The sequence below is a fragment of the Pseudoalteromonas sp. J2K-J599 genome, from assembly GCF_059295115.2.
The window spans coordinates 2,862,401-2,880,834 of record NZ_CM200271.1 but is presented as its reverse complement, the minus strand read 5'-3'; the positions used below and the strand labels follow the sequence as shown (position 1 = coordinate 2,880,834).

19 protein-coding genes are annotated in these 18,434 nt (G+C 40.9%); 13 read left to right on the top strand and 6 right to left on the bottom strand.

Going from position 1 to position 18,434, the window contains the following annotated elements:
• The 3 genes from AC5NT5_RS13020 to AC5NT5_RS13010 all read right to left on the bottom strand — a co-directional run bounded on the left by AC5NT5_RS13020 (position 1) and on the right by AC5NT5_RS13010 (position 2,595).
• Positions 1-1,188, bottom strand: coding sequence for a vWA domain-containing protein (locus tag AC5NT5_RS13020; protein ID WP_494513989.1), 1,188 nt, complete (start codon positions 1,186-1,188; stop codon positions 1-3).
• Positions 1,189-1,454: 266 nt separating this feature from the next.
• The gene (locus tag AC5NT5_RS13015; RefSeq protein ID WP_182712268.1) at positions 1,455-2,303 is read right to left on the bottom strand and encodes an AAA family ATPase; all 849 of its coding nucleotides are present in this window, start codon (positions 2,301-2,303) and stop codon (positions 1,455-1,457) included.
• 52 nt (positions 2,304-2,355) lie between these two features.
• Positions 2,356-2,595, bottom strand: coding sequence for a DUF1653 domain-containing protein (locus AC5NT5_RS13010; RefSeq protein WP_039486721.1), 240 nt, complete (start codon positions 2,593-2,595; stop codon positions 2,356-2,358).
• Positions 2,596-2,655: 60 nt separating this feature from the next.
• Between AC5NT5_RS13010 and AC5NT5_RS13005 the strand changes: the two genes are divergently transcribed.
• From AC5NT5_RS13005 to rpoS, 11 genes are all read left to right on the top strand, one after another.
• On the top strand, positions 2,656-3,135 hold the full coding sequence (locus AC5NT5_RS13005) for a DUF2947 domain-containing protein (protein ID WP_002958965.1): 480 nt from the start codon (positions 2,656-2,658) through the stop codon (positions 3,133-3,135).
• A 75-nt stretch (positions 3,136-3,210) separates the two neighbouring features.
• Positions 3,211-3,846, top strand: a complete 636-nt coding sequence (locus AC5NT5_RS13000; RefSeq protein ID WP_002958964.1) for a hypothetical protein — start codon at positions 3,211-3,213, stop codon at positions 3,844-3,846.
• A 37-nt stretch (positions 3,847-3,883) separates the two neighbouring features.
• Positions 3,884-4,171: a cell division protein FtsB gene (gene ftsB / locus AC5NT5_RS12995; RefSeq protein WP_002958963.1), complete on the top strand. Its 288-nt coding sequence runs from the start codon at positions 3,884-3,886 to the stop codon at positions 4,169-4,171.
• Positions 4,161-4,862 carry a 2-C-methyl-D-erythritol 4-phosphate cytidylyltransferase gene (gene ispD, locus AC5NT5_RS12990; protein WP_182673805.1) on the top strand — a complete coding sequence of 234 codons (702 nt, stop codon included), beginning with the start codon at positions 4,161-4,163 and terminating at the stop codon, positions 4,860-4,862. The genes ftsB and ispD overlap by 11 nt, the downstream gene beginning before the upstream one ends.
• Complete coding sequence (gene ispF, locus AC5NT5_RS12985; protein WP_494513990.1) at positions 4,859-5,356, top strand: 2-C-methyl-D-erythritol 2,4-cyclodiphosphate synthase; 498 nt, start codon at positions 4,859-4,861, stop codon at positions 5,354-5,356. Before ispD ends, ispF begins: the two co-directional genes overlap by 4 nt.
• Entirely contained in the window at positions 5,353-6,405 is a 1,053-nt protein-coding gene (truD, locus tag AC5NT5_RS12980; RefSeq protein WP_149594142.1) for a tRNA pseudouridine(13) synthase TruD, read from the top strand. The genes ispF and truD overlap by 4 nt, the downstream gene beginning before the upstream one ends.
• Positions 6,386-7,150: a 5'/3'-nucleotidase SurE gene (gene surE / locus AC5NT5_RS12975; protein WP_024600608.1), complete on the top strand. Its 765-nt coding sequence runs from the start codon at positions 6,386-6,388 to the stop codon at positions 7,148-7,150. The genes truD and surE overlap by 20 nt, the downstream gene beginning before the upstream one ends.
• Entirely contained in the window at positions 7,140-7,778 is a 639-nt protein-coding gene (locus AC5NT5_RS12970) for a protein-L-isoaspartate(D-aspartate) O-methyltransferase (RefSeq protein ID WP_165736244.1), read from the top strand. Before surE ends, AC5NT5_RS12970 begins: the two co-directional genes overlap by 11 nt.
• A gap of 9 nt (positions 7,779-7,787) precedes the next feature.
• Positions 7,788-8,366: a YqaA family protein gene (locus AC5NT5_RS12965; RefSeq protein ID WP_494513991.1), complete on the top strand. Its 579-nt coding sequence runs from the start codon at positions 7,788-7,790 to the stop codon at positions 8,364-8,366.
• 41 nt (positions 8,367-8,407) lie between these two features.
• On the top strand, positions 8,408-9,232 hold the full coding sequence (locus AC5NT5_RS12960; RefSeq protein WP_182734146.1) for a peptidoglycan DD-metalloendopeptidase family protein: 825 nt from the start codon (positions 8,408-8,410) through the stop codon (positions 9,230-9,232).
• Positions 9,233-9,267: 35 nt separating this feature from the next.
• Complete coding sequence (gene rpoS / locus AC5NT5_RS12955) at positions 9,268-10,242, top strand: RNA polymerase sigma factor RpoS (protein ID WP_002958955.1); 975 nt, start codon at positions 9,268-9,270, stop codon at positions 10,240-10,242.
• Between the two features lie 91 nt (positions 10,243-10,333).
• Here the strand turns inward: rpoS and mutS are convergent, their stop codons facing one another.
• Positions 10,334-12,919: a DNA mismatch repair protein MutS gene (gene mutS / locus AC5NT5_RS12950; protein ID WP_182693730.1), complete on the bottom strand. Its 2,586-nt coding sequence runs from the start codon at positions 12,917-12,919 to the stop codon at positions 10,334-10,336.
• Between the two features lie 21 nt (positions 12,920-12,940).
• Here mutS and AC5NT5_RS12945 point away from each other — a divergent pair, with 21 nt between their 5' ends.
• Positions 12,941-13,429 (top strand): CinA family protein, encoded by a 489-nt coding sequence (locus tag AC5NT5_RS12945; protein WP_024597314.1) that lies wholly within the window; start codon positions 12,941-12,943, stop codon positions 13,427-13,429.
• Between the two features lie 67 nt (positions 13,430-13,496).
• Positions 13,497-14,540: a recombinase RecA gene (gene recA, locus AC5NT5_RS12940; protein WP_002958952.1), complete on the top strand. Its 1,044-nt coding sequence runs from the start codon at positions 13,497-13,499 to the stop codon at positions 14,538-14,540.
• Positions 14,541-14,730: 190 nt separating this feature from the next.
• On the opposite strand, the gene AC5NT5_RS12935 is transcribed toward recA, so the two are convergent.
• Positions 14,731-16,854 (bottom strand): TonB-dependent siderophore receptor, encoded by a 2,124-nt coding sequence (locus AC5NT5_RS12935; RefSeq protein ID WP_182735930.1) that lies wholly within the window; start codon positions 16,852-16,854, stop codon positions 14,731-14,733.
• Between the two features lie 219 nt (positions 16,855-17,073).
• Positions 17,074-18,240: a DcaP family trimeric outer membrane transporter gene (locus AC5NT5_RS12930; protein WP_024600614.1), complete on the bottom strand. Its 1,167-nt coding sequence runs from the start codon at positions 18,238-18,240 to the stop codon at positions 17,074-17,076.
• Positions 18,241-18,434: the final 194 nt, after the last annotated feature.

Genomic DNA, 18,434 nt, shown 5'->3' with positions numbered 1-18,434 from the left:
TTAACTCAGTTCTTTTATCGCTCTACTTATCCCATCTAAACTCAGCGCATACATGCGATTGTTCATTAACTCTTTTATAAAGCCAATCGATTGATAGTAAGGCCAGTGTTCAACGGGTTGTGGGTTGAGCCAGGCGACTTTATCAAAGTGGTTTGTAATGCGTGCAAGCCATGCACTGCCGGGCTCTTCGTTGTAATGCTCTACGGAGCCGCCGGCATAAGCTATTTCGTAAGGGCCCATAGTGGCGTCACCGACAAATATTACTTTGTAGTCGCTGGTGAATTTATTAATCAGCGTCATGGTGTCTATTACGTTAGAGTGGCGGCGTTGGTTATCTTGCCAAACGTGCTCGTATAAACAGTTATGAAAGTAGTAAAACTCTAAATGTTTAAACTCGCTGTGGGCGGCGCTAAATAATTCTTCGCAGGTGTGGATGTAGTCATCCATTGAGCCGCCAATATCAAACAGCATCAATACTTTTACTGCATTGTGGCGTTCGGGTGCCATTTTTACATCAAGCATGCCGCCTTGTTTTGCAGTAGCGCGAATAGTCTCGTTTAAATCAAGGGTATCGCTTGCGCCAGTGCGGGCAAATTTACGTAGCTTTTTAAGGGCGAGCTTTATTGTACGTGAGCCAATTTCTCTGTCGGAGTCTAAATTGCGGTATTCGCGTTTATCCCACACTTTTACCGCTTGGCGGTTACGATTGCCGTCTTGCCCTATACGTACACCTTCTGGGTTATAGCCGTATGCACCAAAAGGTGATGTGCCGCCAGTACCTACCCATTTATTACCGCCAGCGTGGCGTTTTTGTTGCTCTTCTAAACGCTCTTTTAGGGTTTTCATAAGCTCGTCGAGCCCGCCCATGGCTTTTAGTTGGGCTTTTTCTTCATCGCTTAGGTGTTTTTCAAACTCTTTACGTAGCCAATCTTCAGGTAGGTTGTGCTGTTGCTTTAAGCTCTCGAGCAAATCAAGGTCGGCAATACCGCTAAAGTAGTCGCTAAAGGCTTTGTCGAATCGATCAAAGTGCGTTTCGTCTTTTACCATTATGGTGCGTGCTAAATGGTAAAAGGCGTCTACGTCGGCAAATATAACGCCTTTTTTTAAGGCGTTAATTAAATCGAGTAATTCGCGCAGGCTTACAGGTAGGCGGTATTCACGCAGTTTGAAGAAAAACTGTACTAACATATAAGGGCCTGTTTATCTTTCGAGGTTAAATTTGCAGCAGTGTGTTTGGTATTTAGGCAAGGCAGAGCCTATGTAGTGTGGTTATTCCCCATAAATAGGCGATAACACAGCATAAATACCAAACACGCGCTGCCTGAAGGTTCGTTCTAGGGACGATTAACTCTTTGTTGCTCGGCTTTTACTTAGCCCACTAGGTTACAAACCTCGCGCCACGATTAAATCGTCCCTAGTTAGAACAAATCTTAATCCTGAAAGGTCAACAGGCCCTAGCGACGGCTCATAAAGGCTAATTTTTCGATTAGGCTTATATCTTGCTCGTTTTTAAGTAAGGCGCCAAACATTGGCATTAATCCGCCTTTTTGCGCTTTGTCGTGCAGTGTTTTAGCGTCTATGTCTTCAGCCATTAAAAGCTTTAACCAATCGAGTAATTCGCTGGTGGAAGGTTTCTTTTTAAGGCCGTTTGCTTCGCGCAGGTTAAAAAACACTTCAAGTGCTTGGCGTACTAAATCCTGTTTAACGTTAGGGTAGTGCACGTCAATAATTTGCTGCATTTCGTCGCTGCTAGGAAAATCAATATAATGAAAAAAGCAGCGGCGTAAAAATGCGTCCGGCAATTCTTTTTCGTTATTTGATGTGATGATTACAATAGGGCGCTCTTTTGCGACAATGCGCTCGTTAGTCTCATAAACATGAAACTCCATTTTATCGAGCTCAAGTAGTAAGTCGTTTGGGAACTCTATGTCGGCTTTGTCTATTTCATCAATTAAAAGCACTGGGCGTTTGCCGTTAAGCTCTGCATACGTAAATGCCTGCCAAAGCTTACCTTTAACGATGTAGTTGCCAATATTGTGTACACGCTCGTCACCTAGTTGGCTGTCGCGCAGGCGCGAAACCGCGTCGTACTCGTATAAACCTTGCTGCGCTTTAGTAGTCGATTTTATATGCCACTGAATAAGCGTGGTATCTAAGCTTTTAGCCAACTCCTCAGCCAGCATGGTTTTACCTGTGCCAGGTTCGCCTTTAATTAAAAGTGGTTTTTCGAGCATAATGGCAGCATTTACAGCTTGTTTAAGTGCGCTACTCGCTATGTAATTGTCAGTTGAATTAAATTGCACGGTGTACCCTTGTCTGGTCTGAGCAGTAAGTTATTTTGTTATAATGCCATAGTTAAGCAGCAGGTCCAATATAAGCAAAACGCTGTATGACCTCACCTTCTTTTTCAACAGTTTCTAAAAACATACTAAGTGGGCGCGCCCATATACCAAATTCACCATAAAGTGCTTGGTAAATCACAAGCTGTTCCTCGGTTTCGCTATGGGTGGCAACATGAATAACTTTATATTGCGGGCCTTTGTAGTGTTGGTATATGCCTGGTTTTAGGGAAAGTGGTTTTATTGCTGTAGTCATGTTTTGATCTCTTGTATAATTTGGCTTTGCACTTTTAATGTTAACTAATTTGCCAATACTATGAACTATATTTCTTTAGATGATTACAAAAAGGCGTGGGTTTTTCGCCACAAAGATTTACCTGTATCTGATGAAGACGCAGCAAAAATAAAGCCTATGAGCGACGAGCGCGCAGCCGTACTTTGGACAACCATGGTGAGCCGTGAGTTTGATCACCCTGATTTTTTTGAAGACACCGATTGGTGTGGCCAAGAAAAAAGCTTTAGCCAAGAAGTAGATTGGCAAGATGCGTGGGAAAATGGCGATGCGTTACCACCAGAAGCAATCTTAACGTTTTTAGATTGGGAAGCTAACACCACGGTTTATTTTTGTATGGCACGCGATAATATTATCGAAACGACGTTTGATGTATTTAAACGCAATTGGCAAAACTTTATGTTTTTAGCTGATGGCAGTTTATTGATTGGTAAAAAGCGTAATACGGTTGTGCAATTTTTAGAATCAGGTAAAGCAAAATTAGGTGAAAAGCCAAGCGCTTAAAATAGTGCGCTGCGCTTAAAAAACATTCAATACTGTGTTATAAAACATTTACCTGAATATTTTTGAGTACAGCTTTTGGTCGCTAAAAATCAGTCACTTGGTGCTCAACAGCAAGTTGAAATTTGGCAAACTGATGCACAAAAAGTGTTGTATGCACAATTGTGCAATGCGTTTTATCAGCGTGAGGTTCAGCGATTAGTTGCAGAGCCTAATGCCGATAAACTGCGCCGCCAGTTAAAAAGCCTACCTTATTATATTGAGCGAGCGGCAACGTTAGTTGCCAATGGTGACACGCCTTTTACGCTTGATGCACAAAATGGTACGTGGCTTGAAAAGCAAAAACCGACCCCACCCGATGTGAATGTTCAAGCTAATGAACTTTTTTATCAAACGTATGCCAAAGTGGGGCTTATTGTGCCCGTTATATTGCATGGCTACGATCAGGTGCGTCTTAGAATAGACAGTATCGATCAGTTAGGCGAAAATAAGCTGCATTGTAACGAGCTTGGTTGGTTTGATTTTTTAGGAAATGGGCTAGAGCAGCAAAATGCTCAGCTAATAAAGCCAAGTAAAGTGAGTTTAACCGCTGCATGTTGCGGGCATCAGTGGCAATTTTCGAAGCGTTGCATGCCACGGGTTTTATCACTACGCGAAATGCTTTTAGCGGGTAGTATTAATTGGCGCAATTTAAAGCGCCCCTTAGCGTATTAAAGTTAAGGTATTTGGAATTTAAAATAAGGAGTGTTAAATGCGTATTTTTCAAGTTGGCTTACTGTGCTTAGCACTGTTTGTACAATACAGGTTATGGTTTGGTCATAATGGCTTACAAGACTACACACGACTAAAAGGTGCAGTAACGTCGCATCATCAAACCAACGAAAAACTCATTAAACGTAATAAAGTACTTAAAGCAGATATTGAAGACTTAAAGCTTGGCCAAGAAGGCATTGAAGAGCGTGCACGCAACGAATTGGGAATGATTAAACCGGACGAAACATTTATTCGTGTTTTACCGGGCAAACAATATGACAAATAAACAGACTATTGCAGCAATTGTACCTGCTGCGGGTGTTGGCAGTAGAATGCAGCACAATGCGCCTAAGCAATATATACAATTAGCCGGTAAAACCATTTTAGAACACACCTTAGCTAAACTTTCTCAATTACCTCAATTACGCACTATTGTTGTTGCCCTTAGCGACAGCGACCCCTATTTTGACGAACTCCCACTGCTTGATAATCGCATTGTGCGAGCCAGTGGCGGAAAAGAGCGAGCCGACTCGGTGCTCAATAGCTTGCTTTTTTTAGCGCCTAACCCACCAACATGGGTATTGGTGCATGATGCTGCTCGTCCATTAGTTAATATCAGTGATATAGAACGTTTAATTGATGAATGCATTAACGCTGATGAAGGCGGTATTTTAGCTAGCAAAGTAAAAGACACTATAAAACGCGGCCACACTCATGCCCTACAAACTGTGCCGCGAGATGATTTATGGCAAGCACTTACCCCGCAGTTTTTTAAATATGACGAGCTTAAAAATGCACTGCAAAACGCATTAGCAAGTGGGGCTACTATTACCGATGAAGCCAGTGCAATTGAGTGGGCGGGTAAACCGGTTAAGCTTGTAGCAGGTCGTAGCGATAATATTAAAATAACCACGCCAGAGGATTTAGATCTGGCTGGGTTTTTATTACATAAACAACAAAACGAGAGTGGATTATGATACGAATTGGCCATGGTTTTGACGTACATAAATTTGGCGGCGAAGGCCCGTTAACTATTTGTGGTGAAAAAATTGATTACCCACAGGGCTTTTTAGCGCACTCAGATGGTGATGTTGCTATTCATGCATTATGCGATGCTATTTTAGGCTCACTTGCAATGGGTGATATTGGTAAGCACTTTCCCGATACGGCAAGCGAGTATGAAAATATCGATAGCCGTATTTTACTTCGCCATGTGGTGAGCTTAGCTAAAGAACAAGGTTATGTACTTGGTAATGGCGATGTGACTATTGTTGCTCAGGCACCAAAAATGTTGTCACACATTCAAGCTATGCGTGCTAATTTAGCCAGCGATTTAAATTGTGACCTTAGCCAAATTAACGTTAAAGCCACTACTACCGAAAAGCTAGGCTTTGAAGGGCGCAAGGAAGGCATTTCTAGCCATGCAGTAGTTATTATGAGTAAAGAGCTTGCGAGTACAAAAAACGCATGAGCGATTTAAATTATTTATACGGTGCGCCGCTTTCTAAAGCTGATTTTAAAACCACAGCTGAAGACTTTATGGTTGATGAAGACTTAGGTATAGAATTTACCGGCAGTGGCGAACACGTGTGTTTGCAGGTGGTTAAAAAAGGCGAAAACACGCAATACGTTGCAAAGCTAATTGCACAGCGTGCGGGTGTTTCACCGCGAGACGTAAGCTATGCAGGCATGAAAGATCGCCACGGTGTGTGCTCACAGTGGTTTAGTGTAAAAGTACCAATTAAAAAGCCTATCGATTTTAGTGATTTAAATAGTGAGAGTATTTTTATTGTGTCGCAACAGCGCCACGACCGTAAGTTACGTACGGGCTGCCACAAAGGTAATAAATTTACTATTACGCTTCGTAACGTAACCAAGCCTCTTGATATTTTATGCCGCATTAACGCAGTACGCGCAGGTGTGCCTAATTACTTTGGTGAACAGCGCTTTGGTCATGGTGGTCATAACTTAGTTATGGCTGAAAAAATGTTTGCCGGTGAGCGTATTCGCGATAAAAAGTTGCGCGGTATTATTATTTCAGCAGCACGATCGCATGTATTTAATCAGTTAGTGAGCCTACGTGTAAAAGAACATGGTTTAGCTAAAACAATGCACCGTGAAGTATTTATGCTCAGCGGCAGCAATGCATTTTTTGAAGATGCAATTAATGACGAAAACATAGAGCGATTAGCCACCGGCGATATTATGATGTCGGCACCTATGGTGGGAAAAAGCGAAAAAGGCTTAACCGAACAAGAAAAAATATGGCTCGAACCTTTCCAAACATGGTGTGATGGCTTAGGTGAGTTAGGCCTTAAAAATGAGCGCCGAATGCTGCGCTTAATTCCACAAAACTTAACCGTTGAAACACTTGATGAAACCACACTAAAACTAAGCTTTGGTTTGCCAAAAGGGTGTTTTGCAACCGCATTATTACGTGAGCTGGTGGATTACACAGATGCTAGCCCTCGAGAGCGCAAAGAAAAGGATAATGGCATAAATGAAGATACTGTTAAGTAACGATGATGGCGTAAATGCCAAAGGCATTGCGGTTTTATATCAGGCGCTTATACAAATTGCAGATGTAACCCTTGTTGCACCTGATCGCAACTGTAGTGGCGCGAGTAATTCTTTAACACTTATGAACCCGCTACGAGCGACTACACTCGAAAATGGTTTTATGTCGGTTAATGGCACACCCACTGATTGCGTACATTTAGGCGTAAATCAGTTAGCTGATGAAAAGCCAGATCTAGTTGTTGCAGGTATTAACCATGGTGCCAATTTAGGCGATGACACGCTTTATTCCGGTACTGTTGCCGCTGCAACTGAAGGTCGCCATTTAGGTCTGCCTGCAATTGCGGTATCGCTTTGCTCACATAATGGCGATCATTTTGAAACAGCCGCTGCAGTTACCGTCAATATTATTAAAGGCTTGGCTTCGCATCCGCTGCCTAAAGATCAAATAATAAATATTAATGTGCCAGATATTCCATTAAGTGAATTAAAAGGGGTGCAAGTAACACGTTTAGGTGCTCGTCATAAAGCCGAAACGATGACGAAACAAACCGATCCTTGGGGCCGTGATATTTATTGGTACGGATCGCTTGGCACCGAAAGCGATGCTGGTGAAGGCACCGACTTTTACGCAATCAATAATGGCTATGCCTCAGTTACGCCACTGAGTGTTGATATGACAGCTAAAGATAGCTTAAAGGCAGTAGGAGAGTGGTTAGCCGATTTGGAGATTAATCGTGCTCGCTAATTATTCCCGCAGTGCAAAAGCGCTATCTGACTTACTAAAGCGTGAAGGTGTTGAAGATACACAAGTACTTAGTGCTATAGCTGATGTTCCACGTCATGTGTTTATAGATGATGTGCTCAAACACAAAGCCTATGAAAATACAGCGCTACCGATTGGGCAAGGGCAAACTATTTCCCAGCCTTATATAGTCGCGCGTATGACTGAGTTACTTCGCTTAGCTGGTGTGCGCAATAAAGTGCTGGAAATTGGTACTGGCTCTGGATATCAAACTGCAATATTGGCCAAAACGTTTACGAAGGTTTACTCGGTAGAGCGTATTAAAACGCTTCAGTGGCAGGCAAAACGTCGATTGCAACAACTCGATTTATATAATGTAACCATGAAGCATGGTGATGGTTGGCAAGGCTGGCAATCACAAGCACCGTTTGATGGTATTATAGTGACAGCTGCGGCCTCTAAAGTTCCGCAAGACTTACTTGCTCAGTTGGCCGATGGTGGCGTGTTATTAGCCCCAATTGGTGAGAGCGATCAAAAATTAGTAATGGTTATCCGCGAAGGCGATAATTATAAAGAGCATGTTATTGCTCCCGTTAGATTTGTGCCGTTAGTACCTGGCGATATTGAATAGGAATTCATTTTGAAGTTGTTTACCAAGTTATATGATATGGCCCTAGTGTGGGCAAAGCACCGCCATGCGGAACGTTATTTAGCTGCAATGAGTTTTGCAGAGTCAGTATTTTTTCCAATACCACCCGATGTCATGCTTGCGCCTATGTCACTTGCGCAACCTAAAAAAGCATGGCGATTTGCAAGCTTTGCCACAATAGCATCGGTTATTGGTGGAGTGCTTGGTTACTTACTTGGTTTTTGGCTATTTGAACCCGTTGTAGAGCCATTGATTGCACAAATGCACTGGCAAGAAAAGTTTGATATAGCACTAAACTGGTTTAAGGATTACGGTGTTTGGGTTGTGTTTTTAGCCGGTTTTTCGCCTATACCATATAAAGTATTTACGATTGGCGCAGGTGTTTTACAAATGGCATTTTTGCCATTTTTAATAGCATCAGCCATTGGGCGCGGTGCGCGATTCTTTTTAGTTTCAGCCTTAATGAAGTGGGGCGGAGCTCAAATGGAGCGAAAATTACGTCAGTATATTGAAATACTTGGTTGGGGATTAGTGGTATTAATTGCGCTAGCTTACTTTTTATTGCGTTAAGCGTTAAAAATATCAATTTTCTAATTTAGGGGAAAAATACAATGAATAAACAGTGTTTACTGTATGTAACTATATTTATTAGTATTTTTCTCTTTGGTTGCTCTTCTCGCCATGTTCCTGCACCTGTTAGTAGCTTAAATAATAATGTTAATGATTTAGGTCATACTGTTAACATCAATGGGGCTAGCTATAAAGTACAAAAAGGAGATACGCTCTACTCTATTGCCTTTAGTGCTGGGCAAGACTTTAGATTACTTGCAAAAAACAATTCAATTCCATCACCTTACACAATTTTCCCTGGGCAAAACATCTCCTTACTCACTAAGCCCGAAAAAACAAAAAGGGATGGAAATTATACGAATTCGAGTAAAAAGTCTATAAAAAAATTACAAAAAAATAACAAAATTTTAAAGAAAGAGCTTGATCCCCCAAAACAACGAGAGTATGTTCAGAAACAAGCCAGTAACAAAATTAGTAATACTAAACGTTTGTCGAGCAGTAAAGTTAAGTGGTTTTGGCCTGCACAGGGCAAAATTACCAAACGCTTTTCTAATAAGGAAAACGGTTATAAAGGTTTACAGATTACTAATCGCAAAGGGGCTTCAGTCTTAGCTGCGGCACAAGGAACAGTGGTATACGCGGGTAACGCCCTTCGAGGTTATGGTAGTTTAATTATATTGAAACATAATGATGATTACCTAAGTGCTTATGCACATAACTCGAAATTACTTGTTAAAGAAAAGCAGAAAGTTAAGGCAGGACAAAAAATAGCAGAAATTGGTAATTCAGAATCTCCGGTCACCGCGCTTCGCTTTGAAATTCGCTACCGAGGGCAAGCTGTCAATCCTGCTAAATACCTACCCTAATTTTTAGGTATTGATAATTGCTCGGGAGAAGGCTTATGGCTAGCGCAGCAAAACTTGACAAACATACTACGACTGACGAAAAGTTCGATGACATCGATGTTGATGAAAGCACAGCTCTACTAGATAAAGTAGACGACGATGAAATCTTTGCTAAAGAAGAAGTAACTAAAAATCTTGACGCAACTCAACTTTATTTAGGCGAAATTGGTTTTTCTCCTTTGCTTAGTGCTGAAGAAGAAGTGTTTTTTTCTCGCAAATCACTTCGAGGGTGTGAAGCCTCACGTAAACGTATGATTGAAAGTAACTTACGTTTGGTTGTTAAAATAGCACGTCGTTACAATAATCGCGGCCTTGCTCTACTTGATTTAATTGAAGAGGGTAACTTAGGCTTAATTCGCGCAGTTGAAAAATTTGACCCTGAGCGTGGATTTAGATTCTCTACTTACGCTACATGGTGGATACGTCAAACAATTGAACGTGCCATTATGAACCAAACGCGTACCATTCGCTTACCTATTCATGTAGTTAAAGAGCTTAATGTTTATTTGCGTACAGCGCGTGAGTTAACTCAAAAGCTTGACCATGAGCCAACAGCTGACGAAATTGCAGCTTGCCTAGATAGACCCGTTGAAGACGTTACTAAAATGCTACGTTTAAACGAAAGAATTGCATCAGTAGACATGCCTATTGGTGGCGAAAACGACAGTGTACTACTTGATATCATCCCTGATGAAAAAAGTGCTGGTCCTGAAGGCGAAGTACAAAATAATGATATTAATAAACATATTGTTGATTGGTTAGGTGAATTAAACCCTAAACAACGTGAAGTGTTAGCACGTCGATTTGGACTGCTTGGCTATGAGCCATCTACACTTGAAGATGTAGGTCGTGAAATAGGCTTAACACGTGAGCGAGTAAGACAAATTCAGGTAGAGGCATTACGTCGTCTAAAAGACATTTTGCAACAAGAAGGTTTAAGTACAGATAGCTTGTTTAATCAGTTTTCGTAACTAGTTAAATAGTTTAAGAGACTATGTGTGTTAAAAAGCCGAAGAGTTTATTCTTCGGCTTTTTTTATGCTTGTAAATTAGGTGATATAAATTACAGCAATGCTTTTAGTTTATATAACAAATCGTGCGCTTGGCGTGGCGATAAATTATCAGGGTCGATTGCGCTTAACTGCTCTTCAACTTCTGAAGGTGTACTTTGTGCAATTTCGTTATTAAAAGTAAAGGCTTGTTGCTCTGTATTTGGTGCAGTAACGCTTTGATGATTTTCAAGCAACTTAAGTTTTTGCTTTGCTTGTGCAATCACAGCTTTTGGCACACCTGCAAGAGCTGCTACTTGTAAACCAAAGCTTTTGCTTGCTGCACCGTCGAGAACTGTATGCATAAATGCAATCGTGTCGTTATGCTCTATTGCATCAAGGTGCACGTTTACAAGGCCCGTAGTTTGCTCAGCAAGTTCTGTTAATTCAAAGTAGTGCGTAGCAAACAATGTTTTAGCAGATATTTTTGATGCTAAATGATCGGCTGTTGCATACGCAAGAGAGAGTCCATCGTAAGTACTTGTACCGCGACCAATCTCATCCATTAATACTAAAGACTGCGCAGTTGCATTATTTAAAATCGTTGCTGTTTCGGTCATTTCTACCATGAAGGTTGAACGCCCTGATGCTAAATCATCGCTTGCACCAATACGTGTAAATATGCGGTCGATATTACCAATTTTAGCGCTGTCAGCGGGTACATAACTGCCAATGTGAGCCATTAAAACAATAAGTGCCGTTTGGCGCATATAGGTTGATTTACCGCCCATGTTTGGACCGGTAATAATTAGCATTTTACGTTGGCTGTTTAATTCAACAGGGTTAGCAATAAACGGTTCTTTCATTACTTGTTCAACAACAGGGTGACGACCTTGCTTAATGCTTATATTGTCGTTATCGCACAATTCTGGTTTTGCATAATTGAGTGCGAATGCACGCTCAGCTAAATTGTTTAAAACGTCTAAATCGGCCAATGCTGCTGCCATCATTTGCAACTGCTCAATATGTGGAGCAATAAATCTAAACAGCTCCTCGTATAGTTGTTTTTCAAGCGCGAGAGCTTTTGATTGGCTACCGAGTACTTTATCCTCGTGCTCTTTAAGCTCTGGAATAATGTAGCGTTCGTTATTTTTAAGCGTTTGGCGACGAATGTAGTCGGCTGGCACTAAGTGCGCATTAGCTCTACTTACTTCAATAAAAAAGCCATGTACGCGGTTATAACCAATTTTAAGCGTACTAATGCCCGTACGTTCGCGCTCTCGCAGTTCTAATTGCTCAAGGACATCAGTGGCACCTTTGCTTAAGTTACGCCACTCATCAAGTTCACTATTGTAACCTGGAGCAATAACACCACCGTCACGAATAAGTACCGGTGGGTTTTCTATCACAGCTCGTTCTAATAACGCTTGTAAATCAGGGAGTTCAGGCGAGTGCTTGATGATACCTGCTATACGAGGATCGTTAGCGTCAGCTAACAAAGTATGCAGTGGTGCAAGTGCTTGTAGCGCACTGCGCAGGCGAGTTAAATCACGCGGGCGTGCAGTACATAAAGCTAGGCGTGCAATAACACGCTCTACATCACCAATCTCTTTTAATGATTCGTGTAATTCACCACAAAGCTGCGCATCTAAAATAGCGCTAATTGCATTTAAACGTGAATTTAGCTCGTCTTTATTACGAATTGGTGTATGAATACGGCGCTTAAGTAAGCGAGAACCCATTGGCGTTGCTGTTTTATCAAGTACTTGAGCAAGTGTATTTTCAAACCCGCCCGATAAATTAACAGTTAATTCTAAATTTTTACGGGTAGCGGCATCTAAAATAACAGCGTGTTCGTTGTGCTCAAGCGTAATTGCACGAATATGTGGCAGTGCAATACGTTGTGTATCTTTTACGTATTGCATTAGGCAACCTGCAGCAACAAGCGCGCTATGGGCTTTATCAACACCAAAGCCAACTAAATCTTTAGTACCAAACTGATCGCATAATAAGTGCTGAGCCGTATCTAAGTCGAATTCCCACTCTGGGCGACGGCGAGCACCTTTTATATGTTCAATTAAATGAACGTTTTCAAAGCTTTCGCTATACAGAAGCTCGGCTGGTGATAGGCGCTGAATAGTTGAGCTAAAGGCTTCGTCGGTATTTACTTCGACAATATTAAAACGACCAGAGTTAATGTCTAAATAAGCAATCCCGTATAGGCCTTTTTTACTTTGCCAAACGCTGGTAAGGAGATTGTCTTGTCGTTCTTGTAAAAGCGCTTCATCAGAAATTGTACCGGGTGTAACTATACGCACTACTTTACGATCAACAGGGCCTTTACTGGTTGCAGGGTCTCCCACTTGTTCGCAGATAGCGACTGACTCACCCATTTGGACTAGACGTGCTAAGTAGTTTTCTACCGCATGGTAGGGTACGCCCGCCATAGGAATGGGATCGCCGCCAGCTTTACCACGATGAGTTTGCGAAATATCGAGTAATTGAGCGGCGCGTTTAGCGTCATCAAAAAAAAGTTCGTAAAAATCGCCCATACGATAAAACAATAAAATATCGCGATGCTCTGATTTTATTTTTAGATACTGCTGCATCATAGGGGTTTGTTGTTTTATAGTGTGTGGTGCATAAAGATCAAACGACATGTATTTACCCAAAGGCTGAATATGGAATTACATCAAGAGATTAAAACACTTGCTGCGCAATTAGGCGCTATTTTAACGGATAAATGCTTATGGATCACTACTGCTGAGTCATGTACTGGTGGCGGAGTGAGTTATGCGCTTACCGATACACCTGGAAGTTCAGCTTATATCGACCGTGCATTTGTCACTTATAGTAACCAAGCAAAGCAAGATTTGCTCAATGTTAGTGCTAGTACATTAAATCAATACGGTGCTGTGAGCGAGCAAACAGTCCATGAAATGGCAGTAGGTGCTATTAAAGCAACAAACGCTAATATATCTATAGCTGTATCGGGCATTGCAGGGCCTGGCGGGGCGACAGAAGGTAAACCTGTTGGACTTGTATGGTTTGGCATACAAATTGATGACAAAGTACTGACCTTTAAACAAATATTTACTGGTGATAGGGCTCAAGTAAGACTGCAAGCTATTGTATTTGCATTAAAAAGTGTAATAGATGAGATAAAATGAAAAAATTAGCTTGATACTGTGATTTCATACAGTATACTTGTTCGCATTAGCTGGATTGGAGAACAAAATGAACGATAACAAACAAAAAGCGTTAGACGCAGCACTATCACAAATTGAACGTCAATTTGGTAAAGGCTCAATTATGAAATTGGGTGACAACAAAGCGTTAAACATTGAATCTGTATCTACAGGTTCACTAGGTATTGATATTGCCTTAGGCATAGGTGGCTTACCTATGGGACGTATTGTTGAAGTGTATGGTCCTGAGTCATCTGGTAAAACAACGCTTACTTTACAAGTTATCGCAGAAGCTCAAAAAGAAGGTAAAACATGTGCCTTTATTGATGCTGAGCATGCTCTTGATCCTGTATATGCACAAAAACTAGGTGTAAATATTGATGACCTTTTTGTATCTCAACCTGATACAGGTGAGCAAGCACTAGAAATTTGTGACATGTTAGTACGTTCAAGCGCAGTAGACGTCGTTATTATTGACTCGGTTGCTGCACTTACACCAAAAGCTGAGATTGAAGGCGACATGGGCGACTCGCACATGGGCTTACAAGCACGTTTAATGTCACAGGCATTACGTAAGCTTACTGGTAATATTAAACGCTCTAACACGTTATGTATTTTCATTAACCAAATCCGTATGAAAATTGGTGTTATGTTTGGTAACCCAGAAACAACAACGGGTGGTAATGCACTTAAGTTTTACGCATCGGTACGTATTGATATTCGTCGTATTGGTTCGGTGAAAGAAGGTGATGAAGTTGTTGGTAACGAAACCCGTGTTAAAATTGTTAAAAACAAAGTAGCGCCGCCATTTAAACAAGCTGAATTTATCATCATGTATGGCGAAGGTATTTCTAAGCAAGGCGAGTTAATTGATTTAGGTGTTAAGCATAAAATTGTTGAAAAAGCAGGTGCTTGGTACAGTTACAGTGGCAACAAGGTTGGCCAAGGTAAATCTAACTCAATTAAGTTTTTGAAAGAAAACCCAGAAATTGCAGATGAGATTGAAGGTAAGTTACGCGAAATGCTTTTACTAAAAGCAACTATTGAACCTGAAGACGGTGAAGATAAGTTAGGCGACGATCCAGACCTTTAAACTGCACCCAAATGAGTTTTTAAGCTTGATTTGACCCGAGCTTTGAAAAGCGCTAATCAGTAATGATTAGCGCTTTTTTGTTATTAAAAACTTACATCAGGTTAGATAAAATAAAAACGACACATTAAAAATGTGTCGTTTTTTTCTATTGAATTAAAAAAATCTAGAGTCTTTAATTAATCAAATATATTTATAATTGCCAGTTTACAGATAGGGCGTAGTTACGAGGTGCACCGTAGTAACCTTGTGCCCAGTACAGGCTGTGCAAATATTTTTCACCGGTGGTGTTATTTACATTGAAAGTGACTCCTACGTTATCTGTAATTTCGTAAGTGGCCATTAAATCAAGTAACCCGTATGCATCTTGGTGAGTAGTGACGCTTGCAATACCATTTGCATCTTCGACTTGAACGCGGCTAGTTGAATCCTGCCAGCGATAGTTTGCACCAAATGATAAACCATCAACTAAAGGTACTTGGTAGGTTGCGGCCACTTTAAGTTGGTTTTCAGGTGTGTAATCTTTAACTAAATCATCACCATCAATAGTTAGGTTACTAAAACTTACACTTGCGCTTAAATCATCAGTTATTCGACCACTTAGTTCAACTTCAAAGCCGTTGCTGTTAATACCATCTGCTGCATAATAACGCGTATCACTAGGTAGTGAGTCGGGTAAAGCTATGGCAAGCCCTTCCTGCTTTGCATCGAAGTAAGCAAAAGTTACGAAAATTTGGTCATCAAGTAACTGTGCTTTTATACCAACTTCACTGCTTTTACCTATTACGGGAGCTAATTGGTTGGCATTAATATCAAGCTCTTTTTGCGGTACAAATGTTTCTGTGTAGCTTGCATAAGCTGATAGAGACTCGTTAAAGTCGTACACCGTGCCAATATAAGGAATAACTTCAGAGTCGCTTCTTGTTTGCTCAACACCGTAAGCACTCCCTTTTGTTTTCCAATCGGTATAACGCACACCAGCGAGCACACTTAAAGGCTCACTTAATCTAATGCGAGTAGATATGTAAGCTGATTTTTGCTCGTTAGTAATATCACTACCATTTAAGCCATCAGCAAGTGTTGCCTCTGGTACTACACCATCCCACGTTTTAAGTGATGGCATAGCTGGAAAACCATTGCCTGTAGTATAATCGTAAAGAGACTGCTCGTTGTAATCCATTTTAGCTTGGCTAACACCAAATGATAGGTCGTGCTCTTGGCCAAATAAATCAAACTTACCACTGGCATATAAATCAAATAAGTCATGCTTATCTTCGTAATCATAACGGCTAGCATAACCTGTTAAACCAAGTTCAGTATCTTTATCAGGGGTGCCGTATACGTAGAACAACTCTGAGTCTTGTTCGTTTTCGATGTGAGCATAACGTGCTCTAGCTACCCATGTTGCCGATAAGTTTTGTTCAAGTGTTACATATACTTGCTCAGCACTGTTATCCCAGTAAGACCAGTCAGCAGCGGTGCTGGTTGATTCGTCGTAATCGGTTGCTGTTCCGTCTGTATAATAAAGAGGTAGTGCACCCCACAGCGGGCTATCTGCGTCTTTTTGTTGGTTAACGTAGTTAACGCTTAATAATGTGTTGTCTGTTAATTTGCCTTCGTAGGCTAAGTAAACAATGGTTTTATCTGTTTCGTAGCGATCTAAATATGAGTCAGCTTTTTGCTTTGTAAATACAGCGCGTACAGCGTGGTCTTCATTTATTGGCGTAGATACATCTAAATCTAAACGTTTTTTATTCCATGAGCCATACGATGCTGATGCATTTGCCTGTGTTGTATAAGTTGGCTTTTTTAAAACCATGTTTACAGTTGCAGAAGGATTACCGGCGCCAGTCATTAAACCATTAGCACCGCGAACTATCTCTACACGGTCATAAATTGATGTATCAAGACTACCTTGAATAGAGCCTGAGCTTTGTGGGATCCCTAAGCCATCAACTTGAAAGTTCGTAATTTCAAAACCACGGGCCTTAAAGTAAGTACGATCTGTTTCTATTTGCTCTACTGTTACGCCTGGCGTGCTTTCAAGTACTGAGTTTATGTCGTCTAGTGAAAAGTCGTCCATTAGTGCGCGTGAAACTACCGAGATTGATTGTGGTGTTTCTTTAATTGTTAAACCTAGTTTGGTAGCCGATTGCGCTTCTTCAGTAATGTAGTTTTTATGATGCTGACCATATACCGCAATTTTTTCGAGAGGTTCAGATTTTACATTTGCCTCATCAGCAAGTGCATAACCAGATAAAATTAAAGAAGTAGCAAAGCTTAGTTTAGATAAACGCAAAACTTGAGGGGACGACATAAGTTTTTCCAGTTAGTTCAAAAGAAGTGCGTAACTTAATCTAAATGATATCGATTTGCAATTGTGTTTAGTGTTTTTATCAATAATAATTCTATTTTTTTGGATTTTAGCGCCACATATAAAGATTTTAGGTACGAATTGATGAATTATATAGAACTCAATCTCGCTTATAAAAAAAGCGGCCTAGGCCGCTTTTTAAAGTAGTTAGCTTTCTAGTTATTAAAAAGAGTATTTAACAGAAAACTGTAAGCGGTCTAAATCGCCATCAACGCCGCTTTCAGTTTCACGCTCAGCATGCTTTAGCTCAGCACCAAAAGTTAGACGTTTAACCGGTGAGTATAGAATGTTAGCGCTATAGCTTTGGCTTGATTCAGTCGGATCACCAGAAATAGCTAATAAATCAGTGTTGTTATCAGCAGAGAAGAATGAGTATAAGAACGTTGAACGCCATTGGCTTGTCCACTTGTGCTGGTAAGCAACAAAACCAGAAGTCGAATCAATTGCATCTAGTTCATCGCCATTAAGTACTGCACCGTGAGCAACGTTTAAGCCTACGTAACGGCCTAAGCCTTTACCTTGAGTAAGCATAAATTTAAGGTTGTCTTCACCAAGGTTTATTTTACCTGATGCACTAATACCAAAAGAAGTTTCATCTGCATCAACACTGCCTACTTTATAAGTAAGTTGGCGAGCAAGCGCTGCAACCACAATGTTACCCCAATCGGCTTTGTGTGTGTAACGAGCTGTAAAGTCAGGCAATGATGCATCATCAGTTACTACCATACCGCTAGTAGTAGAAATTGTACTTTCTGGGTTTTCTAATGAAAACGACCATGCGCCAGTGGTGTATTTAATTTGCGATTGACGCACGAACACAGTGCCCTCAGCAGGGCCTACAAAATCAAGCGTTTCAGCAAGCGCCCCCACGTTTTGGAAGTTAGACCATGTTTGACCAAATAACCAACCATCGTAAGTCACAAAGGCATGGCGAATACGCGGGGCGTAAGAATTTGAAACTCGCTCATTACCGCCAGCAGCCGAGGCCAAAAAGTCAATTTCAATTTTAGTATTAACGGTTTTACCGTTATCCATAACAGTGGCTGTGCCAAAGTTAAAACGTGACTCACGAGCATGCATATCAAATACAGCATCTGAGCTGTTATCATCGCCAACTGTTAACGTACTTGGTACGTAAAAGTCACGACCTACGTTTGAGCCTGCAGGCGCACCCGCTGAATAATCACTCCACATAGAGTCGAGTTTAATGTATCCACCGTAAGTAAATTCCGTATCACCAATTTTTGCGGCAGTCGCTGCATAAGCAGTGCTTGATAATGCACATAATACAGCGCTTGCTGCTAATGTTTTTAATGGGGTAAATTTCATTGTGGTGTCCTTTATAGGCTACTTGTTGTTTGTTGCTTTTTTTTTCATGTAAGGTTGTATTACTTGCTACTAGTATTACTTACGAATAAAAAAGGGTGTTAATTTGGCTTTTCAATACACATATTGTTTTCATTCGTTAAATAAAGCTTTAGCAAGTAATACCGCAAATATCTTTATTAAAGTACACAAACACT